Source organism: Arthrobacter sp. MYb213 (assembly GCF_002979915.1).
Taxonomy (GTDB): Bacteria; Actinomycetota; Actinomycetes; order Actinomycetales; family Micrococcaceae; genus Glutamicibacter.
Genome location: NZ_PCQA01000003.1, coordinates 302940 through 322763 on the forward strand (window position 1 = coordinate 302940; position 19824 = coordinate 322763).

The 19824-nt window shown below is 54.7% G+C and carries 12 protein-coding genes; 7 read left to right on the plus strand and 5 right to left on the minus strand.

Annotated elements, in window-relative coordinates; translation table 11 throughout:
* Nucleotides 1-273: 273 nt before the first annotated feature.
* Both CQ011_RS18035 and CQ011_RS08950 read left to right on the plus strand, forming a co-directional pair.
* A complete protein-coding gene (locus tag CQ011_RS18035) occupies nucleotides 274-2583 on the plus strand; it encodes a helix-turn-helix domain-containing protein (RefSeq protein ID WP_105676979.1) in 2310 nt (769 codons plus the stop codon).
* A gap of 548 nt (nucleotides 2584-3131) precedes the next feature.
* The gene (locus CQ011_RS08950) at nucleotides 3132-7508 is read left to right on the plus strand and encodes an SdrD B-like domain-containing protein (protein ID WP_181148051.1); all 4377 of its coding nucleotides are present in this window, start codon (nucleotides 3132-3134) and stop codon (nucleotides 7506-7508) included.
* Nucleotides 7509-8019: 511 nt separating this feature from the next.
* On the opposite strand, the gene CQ011_RS08955 is transcribed toward CQ011_RS08950, so the two are convergent.
* Genes CQ011_RS08955 through CQ011_RS08975 form a run of 5 tightly spaced genes read right to left on the minus strand, consistent with a single transcriptional unit; the run spans nucleotide 8020 to nucleotide 13289 of the window.
* Entirely contained in the window at nucleotides 8020-8727 is a 708-nt protein-coding gene (locus tag CQ011_RS08955; protein WP_105676987.1) for an SDR family NAD(P)-dependent oxidoreductase, read from the minus strand.
* Entirely contained in the window at nucleotides 8727-9602 is an 876-nt protein-coding gene (locus CQ011_RS08960; protein WP_105676990.1) for an alpha/beta fold hydrolase, read from the minus strand. Before CQ011_RS08960 ends, CQ011_RS08955 begins: the two co-directional genes overlap by 1 nt.
* A 25-nt stretch (nucleotides 9603-9627) precedes the next feature.
* Entirely contained in the window at nucleotides 9628-11541 is a 1914-nt protein-coding gene (locus CQ011_RS08965; RefSeq protein ID WP_181148052.1) for a flavin-containing monooxygenase, read from the minus strand.
* A 46-nt stretch (nucleotides 11542-11587) separates the two neighbouring features.
* A complete protein-coding gene (locus tag CQ011_RS08970; RefSeq protein ID WP_181148053.1) occupies nucleotides 11588-12403 on the minus strand; it encodes an alpha/beta fold hydrolase in 816 nt (271 codons plus the stop codon).
* Nucleotides 12393-13289 carry an ABC transporter ATP-binding protein gene (locus CQ011_RS08975; RefSeq protein ID WP_181148054.1) on the minus strand — a complete coding sequence of 299 codons (897 nt, stop codon included), beginning with the start codon at nucleotides 13287-13289 and terminating at the stop codon, nucleotides 12393-12395. Before CQ011_RS08975 ends, CQ011_RS08970 begins: the two co-directional genes overlap by 11 nt.
* Nucleotides 13290-13644: 355 nt before the next feature.
* Here CQ011_RS08975 and CQ011_RS08980 point away from each other — a divergent pair, with 355 nt between their 5' ends.
* The 5 genes from CQ011_RS08980 (at nucleotide 13645) to CQ011_RS09000 (ending at nucleotide 19802) form a co-directional block, all read left to right on the plus strand.
* A complete protein-coding gene (locus tag CQ011_RS08980) occupies nucleotides 13645-14481 on the plus strand; it encodes an SDR family NAD(P)-dependent oxidoreductase (protein ID WP_105677008.1) in 837 nt (278 codons plus the stop codon).
* A gap of 37 nt (nucleotides 14482-14518) precedes the next feature.
* Nucleotides 14519-15373 (plus strand): ABC transporter permease, encoded by an 855-nt coding sequence (locus CQ011_RS08985; protein WP_181148055.1) that lies wholly within the window; start codon nucleotides 14519-14521, stop codon nucleotides 15371-15373.
* 81 nt (nucleotides 15374-15454) lie between these two features.
* A complete protein-coding gene (locus CQ011_RS08990; RefSeq protein ID WP_105677016.1) occupies nucleotides 15455-16303 on the plus strand; it encodes an SDR family NAD(P)-dependent oxidoreductase in 849 nt (282 codons plus the stop codon).
* 89 nt (nucleotides 16304-16392) lie between these two features.
* The gene (locus CQ011_RS08995) at nucleotides 16393-17301 is read left to right on the plus strand and encodes a LysR family transcriptional regulator (RefSeq protein WP_105677019.1); all 909 of its coding nucleotides are present in this window, start codon (nucleotides 16393-16395) and stop codon (nucleotides 17299-17301) included.
* 317 nt (nucleotides 17302-17618) lie between these two features.
* A complete protein-coding gene (locus tag CQ011_RS09000) occupies nucleotides 17619-19802 on the plus strand; it encodes an acetate--CoA ligase family protein (RefSeq protein ID WP_146112593.1) in 2184 nt (727 codons plus the stop codon).
* Nucleotides 19803-19824 lie beyond the last annotated feature (22 nt).

The window sequence follows — 19824 nt, forward strand, 5'->3', positions numbered from 1 at the left end:
GCCGTTCGCACATTAAAAATTGACGATTCTTGTCGTGAGGCGTCGACGATGGAAAGAAAATTTTCCATGTCGTAAGGTGCTAAGTGGCGCCGAATTGTCGAACTTCTCGGAGAAATCGGAACTTGATTGCTCCATGATCGAATAACGCTAACAAGGAATAATGGGTAGCATGGTGCACACCAACGCGGGGAAAAGCATTTAATTGCCCAGGGAATCAGGTCAGTCAGGGCTGCCATGATCAATCCTCGTTAACAAACCGAGAAGAAATACATATTGTCACTCCATCCTAACCAGCACCCGGCATTTGCCCGTTTTAGCAAATGGGCTGATTCGTCGTCCCGTCTATTACTTGTTAAAGCCGCTGCTGGAACCGGACGTGGATGGTTCGCTCGGTCATGGATTGCGAAGCGACATGGCGAAGTGCACGATTGGACGCGCAAGGCTTTCAACGAAGCAAGTCAGATCGATTCTCTTGTTCAACGCCTAGATAGCGATCCCGATTTACATCTCGCAATCATCTTGAAGCCCACGCACCTGATCTGGAGTATGCCGTGGCCCAATTTGATTCTTATCGCTCATCAACAAGATTTGTTACTTACCCGGGCCGAAATTGCTGAACTCGTGCCAGTCGACGCAAAATTATCCTTCGACAGAAGTCTCGAGATTTTTGAACAATGTGGTGGATGGCTCGCTGCCGCTAAATTGCTCACTCAGGATGCTGAAGCGACTCAGCCAGCGCTTCAGGCAGTAAGAAGCGGACTGGCAATGTGGCTCAAAACAACAGATCCCAACGGAGAGCTTTCCGAGGCAGTTTGCCTGAGTATTTTTGACGAAGACATCGTCGAAGCATTTTTCGGAGAAATTTCGGAGCACCCTCACGGGATAAAACAGTTAGTCGATGCTGGACTGCTTTGTCCGAATGGTGATGAGGCATGGATGATGCCCGAAATGTTCCGGCAGGCACTAACCGAACGAGTTTCGTTATCCGGACCTGAGCGTATGAAAATCCTGGAAAAGGCGCTGACCAGAGCTTCTATTGAGGTCTATGGGATCCGAGAAACAGCGGAAACCTTAGCGAGAGATCGAAAATGGGTGATGCTACTTCGGCTACTCGTAGATAACTGGATTGAGCTGTTTCTTGAGAATCCAGCAGAACTAGCTGGACTAGTGAAACAAATCCCGCCATTCATCACGTCCCAAAAGAGCTATGCATGGCTTGCGTTTCGCTTGCTAATCACATCTATTGAAGGTGGTACCGAAACGAAGTTACCCGGTTTCACCCCGGACTACTCGACGGATCAAGTGGCGCATAAGCTTCGAGAAGACACGGCATATCTTTACCGAAAACCCAACAATCGGGCACTTACCGTCGGTCTACTAGAAGTCGTGTATCTCCGGAGCCGTGGAATGTATGTGGAGGCCGGGGCTGCGGCGATTCGAATGCACGACGTACTACGTCTGGCCATCAATTCGGATCAGACCAATCCAATCTTGGTAGCGATGGCGCAGCTCCAAACCGGCATCACATTGTTAGTTGCAGGGGAACAGGTAGCTGCGCGGCAGGCACTCGAAATGTCTTTTGCGGCTGCCAGTGCCTTGGACCATCCCTTCCTGCTAGCTAATTCTGCAGGAAAAATTGCGATGCTCAATGTCTTAGAAGGCGACTTTGCTGCCGCAAAATTATTCTTAATCCGACACGATCGAGCCATCGCTAGAACCACGTGGGGCCGTCCGATGCTTGCTAGAGCAGCTGAGCTATCCAGAAGTTATCTATCGTTGACCGAACTTGATCTCGATACCTCGCGCCAAGAACTGCGGAACATCCCAGAGAAGCCAGACGCTGACGAATTCTGGGCAGTGCATGCATATCTACTAGCGATGCATAAGACTCAAGATGGCCTGCCAGAAGCAGCTGGCAGGCTGATCTCAACAATTAGACAACAGCGCCACAATGCAGCTCAGGCACCGCTTAGCCGCAAATTATTAGACGACGCTGCATATGTTGCTTCTATGCTCGAGCGCACATACCTTCCTCCTGCAGTTGACCCGAACAACGTTGACCCTGTTTTGGTCGCGCTGAGGTATTTGCGAGATGGGCAACCAGACTCGGCGTTAGCTGTCTTGCAAATGCCTAGGTCCGTGACAGAGATACGAAGCCACGGAAATCTTGGCGCGTATTTAAAGCTCATCGCGCAGAATCCCGACCTTCCAATCTCGAAGCTGCAAGAACAAATATCACGCATGCATCATGACTCTGGATCTTTATCTGAGTTATCAATGCTGATGCTTATTCCTGGCTGGGGTGAGGTCGCAGAGATCATCAAGCTGGACCAATCTTCGAAGGTAATCTTGCAAGATGTAAAGGAAGATTCTGGAGCCCCAACGCACAGACGTCCTTCATTGACTCCCAGAGAACGGGAAATTTTGGCACAGCTTCGCTCGGGAATGTCGCGTCGTGAAATCGCTGAAGAAACGTTCAGGTCAGAAAATACAGTTAAAGCCCAAATGCGTAGCCTGTATCGAAAGCTTGAGTCTAATGATTTGGAACAGATGCTAGAACAAGCGCGACTGTGGGGTTTGTAGTCGGATTTCCGGTGGACTTTTAGCCCGAAAGGGTTAAGTTTCGGGTTAATTAGCGAGATCGACTGATTGTAGGATTCGCCGGCACTCGTTGTGTCGGGGGGCAAAAATATTCGCGGAGGTCACGTTTAGGTTAAGTGAATCCAGCTTTGATATCGAGCATATTATCTAGAAAATCTGCATGTTTGCCGTATGTCGCGCCTTGAAGTGGCAATTACTGAACTATTTGTCGTTTATTGCCGGTGCTGGTCGGCTCAGAGCGCCAGTTCTAGCGGGTAAGTCTCTGCACTTAAAGGTAGGCAAACTGTCGATTTGACGAAAATTCGTGGCTGATATTGTTCCGGCTTGGAGAGAAAGTAATGCCGGTGCCTTTCCATCCGCGTCATTGATACTTGGTTGACTCGACCAAACGGGGAGCTGCGACTACCGCAGGGGTGCCTGGGCATACCATCGGGGTATAAATGAATAGGTTTTTTGGGGGTGCGCGCGCAAGTGACCTAAACGCACTAACAAAGTTCACAACAGCTCTTAGAGCTGCTCTGGCTTTTGTGGTGACAGTTTCACTTGCATTTGGTGCACTCATGGTCGGTGCAATTGCACCTGCTCATGCTGTCGACGGTATTCAGGTCACCGTCGAAGACTCCACCGAAAATTATGGTGGAACGCCAGTTCTTAACGAAGAGCGAGTACTGGATATGCGTATTCAGTACGGTGTCGAAGTTGGCGCTGGCAACGAAGTGGTTCTGGAACTCGACGGACCAATAAGTTTCGATTCTGTTCCGGCTGGGAGCCTTGCCGTTGAATCCGTGACACCGGATCCGGCAAACCCCAACAAGGTGACAATTAAGTTCAAAGACCCTTGGCCCTCGGATGTTAACCAGGGCGTTTTGGCGTTCAAGGTGAAAGTCAACAAGGTAGAGGGCAGTAGCCAAGAGACCATCTCATGGTCTGTTGACGGCGAAAAATCTACCCGCGACATCATTATCCGTAATAACGGTGACCAGTTCGCCAACGTGACGAATGGCAGCAGCAAGGGTCTTGCTGGAAACCTGAACTCCTACGTCAAGATCGTTCAGGGGAAGGTACAGATTTCAGCGGATGTGCTGAATAAGCCGATCAACTACACCTTGGGTGTCGATTCGGCGGAGGACCGCAATGGGCTAAAAATCTCTGATCAGCTTCCGGCTGGTCTGCATTACATTGCAGACTCCTTCAAAGTAACGCAGACCATCTGGGATGCGAACGGCATGAACATTCAGCGCGATGTACCAGGCCCTGATTTCGCACCAACCATTGATGGCAACAGTTTCTCAGGCACCATTGATCTTGCCGGCCCATCGCAGGCGAAGATCACTTACCAGGCTGCTGTTACTACTGAAGCTGATCGTCTGAAACTGCAGGAAGATCTGCAAAAAGCTTACGATGTTGCCAATGGTAAAGAAGAAGAAAACTACAGCATCGGGCTGAAGAACACCGCAACCTTTGGTGAAGAAAAAAGGGATGCGACGTTGACTGTAACTGGGCCAAAGATCACCGGTAACGCCGGTGTGAACTGGAACAAAGCGTTCTCAAAATCATCGTCGTTCGGAAATACTATCCCTGCGGTTGACGTCGATGCAGATGGAAATGTAAATCCTGCGAAGGATATCGTTTACTCACTTAATGTGGACCTGCGCGAGTGGGACGGAAGCATCAAGAAGAAGACCCTGACCAGCAATGTCGTCCTTCGTGATGTCTTGCCAGCGTGGGGATCGTGGCAGAGCGATGACGCAGATTTCATCACTGCTGCGGGGCTGACCCTTACTAAGGCCACCGAGGTACCTACTACTGGCAACGCATCTCAGAAGGCAACTGCTTTCAAGGACGCTAAGTATGTAGGACAGTATTTCATTGATGGCCAGACCGTATATGTAAATATAGGCATGGACAACACCTTGGCAACGGCCGTCAAGCTCAAGGCACAGATTAATTCCGTGACCGGCTTGGAGACCGTTAACACCGGTAACCCCAACATCACCCGGTATAAGGTCCCAAACCGCGCGACCATGAGCCATGCGAGCGAGACTGGTTACTCGCTAACTGACCAAATTGATGCGGACGTTGAAAACGAAGAAGGATTCAGAAACGAATCGTACTTCAACAAGGCGACCGCCTCTGATCACACGGCCGCACCCGGTGACGAGGTCACCGTGGACTACAAGTTCACCGTGGGTGCTGGCAAAAAGATTGATCTCACTAAGAGCTACATTGTTGATTATGTAGATCCAACGATGTTCAACCTTTCGGATTTGGATGCTATCAAGGCCGGTCTTACCGGCACCTATGATTGGTGGCAGAAGATGGGTCCAGAGATGTTCGATGTGTCCTTGGACGATTCGAGCAACCTGGTCATCAAGCTCAACGCTGCTGGTATCGATTTTGTTAATAACATCGGAACTGACAAGCAGTTCGAACTGAATGTGCCACTGACTACCAAACCACTGATCGGTAAGGAAACCTTCCAGATCACCAACAGGGCAACCTTGTTCGGCGAAGATGGTAAGGCAGACTACTGGGACGAAGTTTATACAGAAACCACCTCCTATGGTGACGAAGCCGAAGTTCGCAAGGCTATCCGAGATACGCCTAACCAGGCGTGGACCAATAACTTGCGTGCCGAGACCGATGCCGAGGGCAACCTCGTCCAAGACCTGTTTGTGTACAACGTGAAGTTGGTGCCTCACGGCGAATACAACGGTGTGCCGATTATCCCGGTTGTCGATAATCTTCCGTCAGGAATCGAATTTGTCGGCTTCGTTGCCGACGCAAACGTAGATGACGGGCTAAACCCAAGCGCTTCGGTGCAGGATCTATCCGGTAACGTTCAGGCTCGTTTTGATGCACCAAGTGATAGCGCTCCACAGGGCTCTGTCGTTATGTATCAGAAGGATGGAACCGTACTGGATGCATCCAAGGGTGCTCCGAATGTAAATATTCTCGTGCGAATCACGGACTTCTCGAGCGATGAATCGATCGTTAACTCGATTGGCAACGTTGATGCTTCGATTACCCCAACCGACGGTTACCCACTGAGCATTCGCAAGATTGATGCCGTGAACGCGGATAACATCATCACCGACCTCGACGCTAAATTCCAGGTCCTTGACCAGGAAAACAACGTTGTTGTTGACGATGTCTTCGTATTCGATGGCCAGCTACGTGTCCACGACGCCGAAGGAAACATCAAGGCAGTCAAGGTCAAGGAGACCGGCACCTACATCATCAAGGAAGTCGAGGCGCCGGAAGGCTACGAACTTTCCGCAGAAGAAATCGTCGCAGTCGTTGAGGAAAACGGTTCTTCTAACGCTGTCACTTTCTTCAATGACCCGGTTATCGAACTTCCAAAGACCTATGCCGTGGGTGACTACGTATGGGTTGATGCAAATGACGATGGCGTACAGGGCGACACTGAAGTTCTTGAAGGCGTAAAGGTCACCCTGCTTGACGGTAACGGTGAGGAACTTTCCACGACGACTACCGATGAGAATGGCCGCTACATCTTTGATGAGTTGCCTGCTGGTGAGTATCAGGTCAAATTTGAGCTGACTCCGGAACAAGCTGAGAAGTACGATTTCACTGCCCAGAATAAGGGTGAAGATGATTCCGTAGATTCAGATGCTGATCCATCTACCGGTCTGACTGAAAAGTTCACCTTGAATGACGAAAACACTTCGTTGACCAAGGAGTACCGAGATCAGGAATTCAAGGCTACTGAGGGTATCGACCCAACCTGGGATGCTGGCGTGGTTTTGAAGCCAGTACCTAAGGTCTCCGTAGGTGACTACGTATGGGTTGATGAGAACAACGACGGTCTGCAGGATGCGGATGAGAAGGGCATCAAGGATGTCGTTCTGACTCTTGTTGGTCCAGATGGCAAGCCTGTAGTGGACGTCAACGGTAACCCTGTTGAACCAACCACTACCGATGAGAATGGTTTCTACGAGTTCAAGGATCTTCCTGTACTTGAAGAAGGCCAGTCCTACACGGTGAGCATCGATCGAGAAGCATCAAAGGATCCTTTGGCTCCTTACGTGCCAACGATTGAGACTGATGATAGCCGCGAGAATGACTCATCGACTTGGGAAGCCAAGTCGGAGGGTCTGACCGAAGATGGCGATCATGATCCAACTTTGGACTTCGGTTTTGTACTGAAGCCAGAACCAGAGCCGACTGAGCCGACTGTGGAGCCAACGGATCCTACGGTTGAGCCGACTGAGCCGACTGTGGAGCCTACGGATCCTACGGTTGAGCCGACTGAGCCGACTGAGCCGACTGAGCCGACTGTGGAACCTACGGATCCTACGGTTGAGCCGACTGAGCCGACTGTGGAACCAACGGAACCTACGGTTAAGCCAACTGAGCCAACTGAGCCAACGGAACCTACAGTTAAGCCGACTGAGCCGACTGTTGAGCCTACGGAACCTACGGAACCTACGGTTAAGCCGACTGAGCCGACTGTGGAGCCTACGGATCCTACGGTTGAGCCAACTGAGCCGACTGTTGAACCAACGGATCCTACGGTTGAGCCAACTGAGCCGACTGTTGAACCAACGGAACCAACCGAGGAACCTTCGGAAGATCCAACGAAACCGACTCCGAGTGAATCGACTCCTACCGATCCAACCGAAGCGCCTTCGGAAGATTCAACCGAGTCGCCGGAGAAGAGCGAGGATCCTTCACAGGACCCAACTCCTACCGAGAAGTCTGATCAACCTTCGGCTTCCGAATCTGTGGATGGTTCTGAAGAACCAAAGCAGACGCAGAAGCCAAAGGATGATGACAATCTGGCTGACACTGGTTTCAAGACCTTGTCATTGCTAGGTCTTGGTCTGCTCTTGGCAGCAGCCGGTGTAGTTTTGGCTCGCCGTACTCGCGGCCGCCACAGCTAAACCGCTATTGAGATAACAAAAAGGTAGTGCCCGGTTTTCCTTTTGGGGGATCCGGGCACTACCTGGTTAATCGATCAATCTTGCACGTAAACGATGCGTTGGGAAGTAGTTGAGAGTTTTTTTGGGTATTGCACATCCGGTTCGATGTTCGGCGCCGTAAGAATCATATTTTGGCTTCCCACCTCAGCTTCGGCGTAGCGGAAACCATTTCGTGTTGACTCTCATTTCTAGCAAGTTTTTGATTATCAGGGTCACGCCGAATATCGACAGGTCCGTCAGTACCATTTTTGAAATCTGAGTCTGCAATTGCCCGGGAGCGTGGCTAGTGCACTAACCCAGAATTCCCCGAGATATATCGAATGCGGGCTAGCGGCGGCGCGGTATCGCTGACCGTGGCTGAACTTCATACTTCGCCCGCCTCGCGCCTTTTGGGCCAAAATACGAGTTAAAACTCTCAGGTCGCTTCTCCGCGGCGAAGCGACCTGAGAGTTTATGGGTAGAAATTGATGGCCTAGCGTCGGATTGAACCGCCATCTACCACCAAGGTTTGTCCGGTCACAAAACCTGCACCTTCGGAGAGGAAGAAGCGGGTAGGCCCCACATAGTCTTCGGTGATCGAGGCGCGTTTGATGGCACGAGAAGCAATATTCGCTTCTTCGCCACCGGCAAGATCGGTAGCCAGTGGTGTCATGACCAGACCGGGGGCGATCACATTCACCGTGATATTACGTGCCCCCAACTCGGCGGCCAGGCTCCGTGAAAAACCGATGATTCCTGCCTTTGACGCGGCATAAGCCGCGGCTCCGGCGGGAGCTTTAAAAACTGTGCCCGAGGAATACAGCACAATACGACCACCATCTTCCACCAGATCCGCAGTGCCCTGGATGAAGTTCAACGTGCCGTGCAGGTTAAGCAACAAGGCTCGTTCCCATTCGGCCTTGGGCATATTCATGAATGGACCGAATACCCCGATTCCGGCGCAGTGCACAATCGAGTGGACGCTATCGCGCCCCTGGGCCTTGAGCGATTCGCGGACGACGTCTGGCGCATTACCGGCCACGTCCCCAGCAACATAGGTGATCTGATCCAGTGGATCCTTGGGTAGTGAACGGGACACCGAGGTGACATCCCAATCGGCCCGTAGATCTGCGGCTAGTGCCGCCCCGATGCCCGAAGAACCTCCGGAGAGGATCAGCGCTGGTGCTTTAGTTTCTGCCATTAGTTTGCGCCGCTTTCGATAACCGAGGTCAGAAAATCATCAATGAGATCCCAGGCTTCCTCTGGGTGAGTGATATTTGGGCAGTGCTTTCGGTCCAACACCTCACGACGAGCATTACCCATCGACTCAGCTAGATTCTTGGACCAACCTTCTTGGAGCAAGGTGTCCTTGGAACACTCGACCAACAATGCCGGAGTATTCACCGCCTTCAACTGCGCCGGAAAGGTATCCGCCGGACGCTCAACCTTTAGCGCCTCCGGAAGCTGGGTATGTGGGGCGCGCATGGTTATGAAGTGCCCCGGAGTAATCGCCCACTTGTAACGGGCCTCCACATGAGCTGACTTATCATCGACCGGGTCGCATAGCAGGTCCACCAACTGCTCTAAAGACTCGCGGGTACCGTCGAACGCACCAAGTTTGGCCATATCAGGGGCCTTCCAAGGACCGCCTGTTCCGTTGAAGGTACTCACCGAGGCAATACGGTCACGGTACTTCTCATCGGCCAATGCGCGCAGGCCAATGGAGCCGCCGAATGAGTTTCCGACAAAATGCACCGGAGCGGTGACGCCCAGCTGATCCAACAGTGAGAAAATGTGCCGGATACGGAAGGCAAATGGGGAGACATCCGCGCGGATTGATTTGGCGCTTCCGCCATATCCGAGCAGGTCTGGGGCGATGACGCGGTACGTCTTTGCGGCTTCAGGTAAGATTTTCCCCCAGGTCACATCGGCAGCTCCGCCATAGGCGCCATCATGAATGAACACCACGGTCGGAGCATTCTGTGGGCCGCCAGACAAATAGCGGGTTTCTAAGTCAGAGACGAGGACTAGGTTCTCGGTGATTTCAGTGGTTTCGGTAAGCAAGATAACCTCCATTGAAGCGATTTTTGATTCTGTGGGTTTAGCGAAGTTCGTATTCGTCGGTGTTTAGCGTGAGCGTACCCTCGTAATATTCACGGGCTGGCAACGGCCACATGATGGTGGAGCGGCCCTCGGCGTTCATATACCAGCTATGGGTTTTGGACCAGCCCCAGGTGCGCTTGGCGCTTTCGGCGACTACACGTTGGTCATAGACCTCGAATACGTCGCTTCTCAGGTCCAGTGACTTCTTTCCGGTTTCTGCCAGGGTTTTTACGGCCTCAACGATGTAGTTGGCTTGGCATTCGAGGAAAAAGACCAGATTGCCGTGGATAACGGTGTTGGTATTTGGTCCGTACATGCAGAAGAAATTCGGGTAGCCCGGTAGCGAGGTGCCCATGTAGGCGCTGGCATCAATGCCCCAGGTTTCGTGCAGGTCCTTCCCATCGATTCCGCTGACGCTCATGGGAAGCAAGAAATCAGAAGCTTTAAAACCGGTGCCTAGCAAAATAATGTCCGCGTCGATATGTTCGTCACCCAGCCATACGCCGGTTTCATCTACACGGTTCACACCCTGGCTGACCAGCCGAACGTTGTCGCGTTTGAGGGTCTTCACCCAGGTTCCATCGTCACAGATGATGCGCTTGGCGGCCGGCGGATAATTCGGAATAATTGCCTTGCGTAGCTCTTCGTCATCACCTGCCTGTTCCTCTAAGTAAGAGGTCAGATCCGCGCGCAATCTCTCATTGGCGGCAGATACTGCGAACTCGGTGGGCGGGTAATCCGGATCCACGGTTGCTGCAGCCAAATTACCCACCACTCGCGGCAGGAACAGTGAGTAACGGTAGAAAGCTCGGTACTGGTTCAGGTTTAGCAGTAACCAGCGTTCATGATCCTCAATATTTTGGCGTAGCACCGGGGTCTTGCGTAGCCAGGGCGCGCTGCGCTGGAAGATGGTCAGCTTCTCGGCAACTTTCGCAACGGCCGGAGCGAACTGCAAGGCACTGGCGCCGGTGCCGATGACCACAACCTTTTTGCCGGCGAAATCCAGTTCGTGGTCCCAGCGGGCCGAATGAACTACCGGGCCGGTGAAGCTATCGAGGCCCGGCAAGTTCGGAATGGAGGGGCGGTTGAGCTGGCCGACGGCGCTGACCACGATGTTTGACTCAAAATTTTCTTCACTGCCGTCCGACTGACGGGTGGTGAGCATCCAAGTGCTGCTTTCCTCATTCCACACGGTGGCGGTGACTTCCTTGCCGAAGACCATGTGCTCAAGGAGACCGTTGTCGGCGGCGAACTTGTGCAGGTACTCATGGATTTTTTCTTGGCGCCCAAAGTGGGTTTCCCAATCATGCTGGGTAAATGAGTAGGTGTAGATGTGACTGCGTACGTCGGTGCGGCAATCAGGGTAGGTGTTTTCCCACCACGTGCCTCCTACATCATGGCTCTTTTCAATGATTTTGAATGGGACGCCAGCCTGTTTGAGACGTAGCCCGGCCAGCAGGCCGGAAAAGCCTGCCCCAATCACGATGGCGTTCAGTTTGGTGTCAGGTTGAAGCTGATCTAGCGACCATCCCGGTTGACGGGGATCCGTGTCGTTAGGGACAAAAGAAACCTCAGAAAGCGCATATGCGTCGTCGTTTTCTGCGCTGAGCAGCCATTTGGTCATGGCCAGACGCATTTGCTCGGTGGGTTTCGCAGCCCAATGTGCTTGATCCTCAAGGTAGGGTGCCAACCGGTCGATGCAGTAGTTGACAGCTTCGGCCTCAACCTCGGGGCTCAGACCGCTGATCGGAAGCGCGGGGATGCTGGGGCGCCATTCATCACGAAGTACGCTGGCGTCTTCGGTGATATGGGCGGTGAGCATGATCAGGGCGGGGGATTGGAACCCGTCATGATGAGCGCGCAGGTCATCTTCGAGTAGCTGCGCGTAGTGTCGTTCCAGCGTGGTGTGCATGTCGTCTCCGTAGTGCAATGAAGGTAAAAGATCAAAATCTTGGTGTTTAACGTGACCAGCAGTCCAGGTGGTCGAGGAATGGACGAATGACCCTGGCCACCTCATCGGGGTTGTCGAACGCAACCAGGTGCCCACCGTGGGCGAAGACCAGCTTGGCACCAGGGATTTGCGCCGCGAGAGCTTCGATGACCGGACGGGCGGTACTGCGGTCATCATCGCCGGCCACTACCAGCGTCGGTGGTGGATTTTGCAGTTGGAACTCGCCGACCTGCGTCATGGCTTCAAAGTAGTCCGCGATGGTGTCCCCGCCAGCCTGTAGCCACTGCTCACGGGCTTTGCGTACCAGTGGTGATTCGCTGTTTTGTGATTCGTCACCAAACCAACGATGCATGGTTGGTTCGAGAGCATCAAATAGTCCTTGCGGGGCTCGTACTTCGGCTGCGCGCGCTCGGGTGCCCTGGGCGGCGGTTTCGTCGAAGGCGCCGCGGGTAGCCATCAAGATTTGGGCATCCACTTTTTCAGGGAAACTGCCAGTTACTGCTTGGGCGACCATGCCGCCTAAGGAGATCCCCATAACGACTGTGTGTTCAACGTTTTCGGCCTCCCACATGGCGGCGATGTCCTTGGCTACCAGGGATAGGGAGACCGGCGAACTTCCCTGAGTGCTTTGCCCATGACCCCTAAAATCAGGGGCAAGAATGCTGTAATCTGCGTCGAGCACCGTGGCTAATGGTTCGTACCAGGAGCCGTCTAACGCCAGCGAATGCAGGGCGGTAAGCACGCGCGGGCCGGTGCCATAACGGCGATACACGATGGTGGAACCATCGGATCCACTCAGCTTTTGCAGTGTCTCATGAGGCATTTTTACGCTCATCTCGAAGGCGCTGTTCGGCCATCTCAACCTCGTCGCGCAGGCGGTCGGACATCTCGTGGAAGTATTCCTTAAACAACGGCGAATCCCTGCGCATTTCTTGGCTGCGTGGACGTTCAAGCTCAATCTTCATGTCTGCCACGATACGGCCAGGTCGGCTAGCCATGAGCACCACGCGGTCACTCATCAAAATGGCTTCCTCCAGATCGTGTGTCACGAAGATGACGGTGGGGCGTTCGGCCTCCCAAAGTTTGGTGAACTCTTCTTGCTGAATGGCGCGTGTCTGCGCGTCCAAGGCGGCGAAGGGCTCATCCATCAAAAGTACCTTGGGATTCTGCACCAGCGTCCGGGCAATGGCCACGCGCTGACGCATACCCTGAGAAAGATGTAATACGTCGGAGTCGGCGAATTCGTGAAGACGAACCTTATGCAACCATTCTTCGGCGCGTTCGCGGCGTTGCTGTGGTGGCACCCCGCGTACTTCCATGCCAAGTTCGACATTTGAACGCACCCGACGCCACGGAAGCAATGCATCCCGGGCGAAGAGGAAGGCTGCCTCATTGCTGCCCGGACTGACCGGGGAACCATCGATCAGCACCCGGCCGGCGCGTGGCGAGACCAGGTTGCCGAGCATTCCCAGTGCGGTGGTTTTGCCGCAACCTGAGGGGCCAACGAGGCTGACAAACTCCGAAGGTTGAATGTCGAGGTCAAAATCGTTCAGTACGCGTACCGGACGGTCTCCATGCAGGAAGCTGTGGTTAACGCCTTGGAACTGTACCGAGACGCCTCGGGCTCCCTGAGTTTCGGTCGGTGTGGCCGGTGAACTGGTCATTGATGGCTCACTGTCGCGCACCGAGCTGAGTGGCGGATTAGGCATGTTCGCTCCAATCGAAAATTTTGGGCTAAGACCCCTCTGAAACTGCTGAAGGGTGCTGGGCCGGCGCACCATTTGAACCGGTTGCCGGTGCTAGTGAGTGCTGGAAGGCTGTAGATCCACACAACAGTTGATGTGCTGTGCGTCACCCTATGGTTAATGAATCGTCTTCCACTCAAGGGGTCGGGGTCAAGGAAAAGTGGGCCTCTACCCGGCTATCGCCACGATAGGCACTGGAATCTTGCAACGTGGGCTGAGTCACAGCAAGCTTTTCCAGAAGCACTGTATTAGGTTTTCTGCCGTTCCGACACTGGGTGTTTTACCCATTCTCGGCGTGCACCATCTAGGAGGACATTCAATGTCGAACACCCCAACCACCACCGCAAAGAAGAAGGCCGGAACCGTCACTTATGACTTCACCGACCAGGTTGTCATCGTCACCGGGGCCTCGGGTGGCATCGGTGGAGCGCTGGCACTGAAGTACGCTCAGGCCGGCGCCGACGTGGTGATCCACGGGCGAAAAGCCGAGTCTCTGCAAGAACGGGCCGAGGCCATTGAGGCGACCGGACGTAAGGCCGTCATTGTCACCGGAAACATCAAAGAGCCCGAAACCGCACAACGGATTGTGCAGGCGGCGCTGGAGAATTTTGGTCGTATCGACGTGCTAATCAACAATGCGGGTGGCAACTTTGCGAGCCGACTTGAGGACCTTTCGGCTAACGCGTGGAATGCAACCATCGGAACGAACCTGAACGGACCTTTCCACATGGCGTGCGCGGTGCTTCCGGTCTTCGAAGCCCAGGGCGGTGGGACGATCGTCAATGTCGGTTCGGGTTCGGCGAACTATGCTCACCCGATGCGTGGCGCCTATGCCGCGGCCAAGGCGGCCCTGGCTTCGTTGACCAAAACCATGTCCTGGGAATGGGCGGAGCGTGGGATCCGGGTGAATTGTGTTGAGCCCGGTGCCACCTTGACTCCGTCCTCACGTTTTGCCCAGGGGGACACGGAGAAGAAGTTTGGAGAATTCTTGGCCTTGGGCCGCGTAGGTCTGCCCGAAGAAGTCGCCGACGCCTGCATTTATCTATCCTCTGAGGCAGCAAGTTTCATCACCGGCACCGTACTTCAAGTGACCGGCGGTCCGCATACTTCTTCGCCACTAGATGGCAAGCTCGTGCGACAAGCCAGCAACGCATAAACGACTCGTAGTATTTACCGGTAGGGACGGATTCATCATGGAACCCAATACGCAATCGAATGGCATGGTCGCGACAATTCAAAAACCGCCAGCCTATGAAGACAGTTCAATTCTTGTCGAACGGCGCCGGACAAAGCAGAAGAATAAGGCTCTCGTTTGGGGGTTACGTCTTGGGGCACTGGCAATTTTTGTCGCTGTCTGGCAGGTTGTCACCTCGACGGGTCTTATGGATTCAACCCTGGTTTCCACTCCGTTAGACGTTGCTACCGCGTTTATTGTCCAGCTTACGGACAGTACATTCTGGGTTGATGTGCTTGCCACGTTCTCTGGAGCGCTCGTTGGCCTGATCGCCGGTGCGGTACTCGGAATTCTCTCCGGCGTGCTCTTTGCCCACGTTCCGGTGTTGCATACCGCGGCGCAGCCGCTGTTGACCCTCATCAACAGCCTTCCACGTCCGGCGCTCGCCCCGATCTTTATTCTGTGGTTTGGGCTCGGTTTTGGGCCCAAGGCACTGGTGGCTTTCAGCGTGGTGTACTTCGTGTTGTTGACTAGTACTTTGGGGGCATTGGTCGGCATTGATCATGACATCAAACAGCTGACCACGTCGTTGGGGATGAGCGCGCGCCAGCGCTTCTTCAAAATTGAATTTCCGTCGGCTTTGCCAGCAATTGTCGGTGGATTACGTCTTGGCGCGGTCTATTCGGTGCTCGGTGCGGTGGTTTCCGAAATGGTCGGTTCTTACACCGGCCTTGGCCAACGCCTTGTGGTGGTCACCAACAACTTCCACGTAGATCAGACTTTTGCGATTCTGCTCGCTATGGGCTTGTTGTCCATGCTCATGGATCTATCGATCTCACTGATGGAAAAGAACGTGGCCAAGCGAAGCCGTTAGTTTCCAAATCCTACGGATGGCCCACGGCCCGGCAAGCTCCCGCGCTTTCCGGGCGGTGGCATTGACACTTTAAGGAAGTAAATGAACATCCCTAATCCGGCGCAACCAGTACAGGCACGCGAAATCGAACATCACCGACTATTTAGTCTGGAGGGCAAGAACTACGTTGTAGTCGGTGCCGGCAGCGGACTGGGCGAACATGTTGCCCGAACAATCATCGCTCTGGGCGGCTCGGTGCTTGGCATTGACATCAATGACGAACCGTTGACCGCGCTCGCCGAAGAATTAGGCATGGCCTATCTGGTAGCCGACGCCACCACCGAGCAGGGCGTAGAGATCGTTGGGAAGCAGGCGGGCGAGCGGTTCGGGAAACTTGACGGTTTTGTGGATGTGGTGGGGCAAATGCACCACAAGGACATGTCGGAGTATTCGCTGCTGGCGTGGGAGCAGGACTTTAAAACAAATCTGGGCCATGCCTTTCTCACCGGACGCGTGCTGGCTCCAATGGTTGATCAAGGGGCCATTGTCTACGTTTCCAGCCTGATCGCCGCTCGCGGAGGACGAATGGCACCGGGCTACGCGCCGGCCAAGGCGGCGTTAGAAGCCTGGGTAAAGCAACTTGCCCAAGAACATGGTCCGCGCGGGGTGCGGGTAAACGCGGTAGCCCCGGGCCTTTTCCTCTCACCGCGGATGTCCTCTCGACAGCGCAGTGACAGCGATGAGCAGATCCTGCGCTCCAAGCCATTGCTTGGCCGGCTGGGTCAACCCTTTGAAATTGCCGCTGCTATTGTCTTTTTACTTTCTCCGGCCGCTGGTTATATCACCGGAAGCACCCTTCCTGTTGAGGGTGGCGCACTGACCCGGGAGCCTTCGGGTGTGGACGAGCTTTACGGATTGGAGGGTGCATCTAGAGTCGGCGACTACTCGTGAAGTCACGCGATAATTGAACTAAATGAATGTGATCGCGGTAACGTTAGCGGGCGGCCGGTTTCGATCGCGCTCAACGAGGAGAAGCTTTCTTGAGATTTGCACAATTACGATATCTGGAAGCAGCGTTGCGAACCGGTTCGTTCCGCCAGGCGGCCAAAGAGTTGGATATATCCCAGCCCACGATCACTAATCAGGTCCAACGACTCGAAGAAGACCTGGGCGTCATCTTGGTGACTCGCGGAGCCAAGGGCGTGCGCCCGACCTATGCGGCCGAAAGGATTCTGCCGCATGTGGAAGCCGCCGTGTTGGCCGAACGAATGTTACGTGAGGAGGCCAGCGCTATCGGCGGGCTGAAGTTAGGCACCGTCCGGCTCGGTACGGTGCCGTCGGGTTCCCAAACCATTTTGCCGCGCACCGTTAAGCGTTTGTTGTCTGAATTTCCTAATGTGCGTTTTGATGTAGATGAGGGTCCCTCAAAATTAGTGGTGCAAGGAGTTCTGGCAGGAAATCTTGATGTGGGGTTAGTGACCCGGCTGCCAGGTATCGAGCTCACCGCAGGAGAAGATGCGCTATTGCATCACATGGATCTGCTCACCGGCAGGCTGGTGCTTGCGGTGCACGAAGATCACCCCTTAGCCCTTAAAGACGAATTTAATCCTCAAGATCTGGAGGGCCAACCATTAATCTTCCCGGCAGAATCAAGCATTCTCCGCGTGGCCTTTGAACGTTTGCTAGAAGGTGTTGAAGCCAAGATTGTTTATACGACGCCCAACGCCGAAGCAACGCGGGCCATGACGCGTGCGGGCGTAGGTGTCTCGATCGCCAATACCCTGCTTGAATCCACGCAAAGCGGTGGCGGGATCTCGCTGATCCCCTTGCCTTATCCTTGGGCTTCGGCAAAGTTGTCGGCGGTGGTTCGCAAAGATGAATCCCGCTCCTCGGCGGTGCAAGCCTTCCTGCGTTTGCTACGTGAAACGGCAAAATCCGCAGCCTTCTAACTCACCTTGGGTGCGTTTTTAGTCGACATCCTCAGACAGCCCGGTACACGCTTAGCGCATGTGCCGGGCTATTTTTGTCATGCTTCGAACCCTGCGCCCTGTTGTTCGCCGGCCTTCACGTTTTTTGAGGTGCGGAGATGAAAGCGTTTGAGTAGGCCTTTCGTGAGAAATGGCGTTGGTGATAGGGGGTTCGATAGCGCAGTCATATCACCGTGCCAGCGTATTTTGGCTTCACACACTAGGCAACCCTAGAGAGACTTGGAACACACTTAGCGCACGAATCGGCGCTCAGCTCCAATGTCCAGTGAGGTAGTTAGTTGTCAGTCGAAACAGCAAAGACGAGTAACGCACGCAGCGTCGAGGAGTTCATCGCCCAGGCGAAGACCCGGGAATCTGCGATGTTCACCGAAGCCGAGGGCAAATCTGTGCTCGCCGCTTACGGTATTGACACCCCGCAGGGCGTAGAAATTTCGCTCGGCCAGCAAGTTCCGGAGAATCTGCGCGAACCGCTGGTGGTGAAGGCGATCTGCCCCACCTTGGTGCACAAGTCTGACGCCGGTGGTGTCCGTGTGGGGGTCACCCGTTCCGAAATCGCAGCTGTGAGCGCCGAGATGAGCCAGTCGCTGGCAGCACACGGCCACGAACTGGTTGGACTGCTCGTTGAGGAAATGATTCCCGCCGGCCACGAAATTATCGTCGGCGCCGTTCGCGTGCCGGGTCTGGGCTGGAGCGTGATGGTTGGCCTGGGTGGCGTCATGGTTGAAGTCTTCGAAGATGTAGCCTTTGGTCTGGCCCCCTTGAGCGAAACCCAAATCCACGACATGCTTGGCGAGTTGCGGGGGATGAAAATCCTCAATGGCGCCCGCGGGGGTATCAAGGCAGATATCAACGCCTTGGTTGAACTCATCTCCCGGCTGGCCGGGCCAAACGGCTTATTGGCCTCACTGCCAGCAGACGTGCGCGAGATCGATCTGAACCCGGTGATCGTCTCGGAAACCCGTGCGGTAGCCGTTGATGCCAGATTTGTGGTGGGTGAGGTTGAGCCCGATGAGGCGCAGCACGCAGCGGCGAATACTGACGGCGCCACCGATTTTTCAGCACTCTTCGCACCACGACGCGTCGCCGTCGTCGGGGCCAGCAGCAAACGCCCCAACATGGCAAACCGTTTCATTCGCAATATGACGGACAACGGGTTTACCGGCACCATCATCCCGGTCAATCCCGGAGCAGATACCATCGAGGGCTTGCCTGCAATTGCTTCGCTCGCCGACCTGGACGAACCAGTCGATTATGTCTACGTGGCGATGCCTGGGGCACGAGTTGCCCAGGCCTTGGCCGCCGGCGCCGGCAAGGTGCGTTTCGCCCAGGTCATCTCCTCTGGTTTTGGCGAAGTGCCCGAAGGTAAGGAGTTAGAAGCCGAGCTGGTGGCTACCGTGCGCAAGGCAGGGATTCGGCTTATTGGACCGAACTGCTTGGGTACCCACGCCTCGGCGGGGCGACTTTCATTTCTTCCCGAGGCACCGCTCACCCCCGGTCCCACCGCGGTGGTCTCCCAATCCGGCGGGCTGAGCGTAGACATTTTGCGGGTGGGAGCGATGCGCGGCATCGATTTTCATTCGGTGGTGAGCATTGGCAATAGCGCGGATGTTAATGCAGCCGAGTTGGTAGCCTCCCACCTGAACAACGATCAGGTGCAGGTCATTGGCCTGTACCTCGAATCGATTGGGGTAGCCCGCGAGGTGATGGAGGTACTGAACGCCGCCACGCACCGCAAGCCTGTGGTGCTGCTGGCCGGTGGGCGGACCGCCGAAGGATCCCGGGCGGCCACCAGCCACACGGGCGCACTGTCAGGCAACCACCGACTCTGGCCGGCTATTGCCCGCCAGTCCGGAATCACACTGGTTGATTCGCTCACCGATTTCTCCACCGCGTTGCACGCACTGTCCACCTTGGATATGTCGGTTAAGCTCAGCGGGTCTGAAGCAGTGTTATTTGGCAATGGAGGCGGTGCTTCGGTGCTCGGCGCCGACGCATTAGACCGCCAGGGGGTGCGCACTTCGGCACTACCCGAAGCGGTCATCGCCCAACTTGAATCCATGGAATTGCCCCCGGGCAACGGTTTTCATAACCCGATTGACGTTCCAGCGGGAACCTTGGCGGTAAAAAACGGTGAGGTCGCCGAGGACATTCTCGGCGCGGTACTGGCAGGTAGCGACCCGTCGCTGCTCATTACCCACCTCAACGTGGGAATCATCCAACGAAACCTCGGGGCCACCCATGGGGACGTCAGCGGAAACATCATTGATTCCATCGCCACCGCCCGTGACGCAGCCAGCGCACAAACCCACCAGCTGCTAGTGCTCAAAAGCGATGGCAGCACACAAACCGAAGAGCTCATCCAAGGTTATGCACACCGTGCCCGCACCGCCGGTATCCCGGTATTCCCTACCTTTGAAGACGCAGCTCTCGCTGCGCGTGCAGTACTCGAACAAAGCCGATAAAAACCTTCGGCCCCACAAAGCA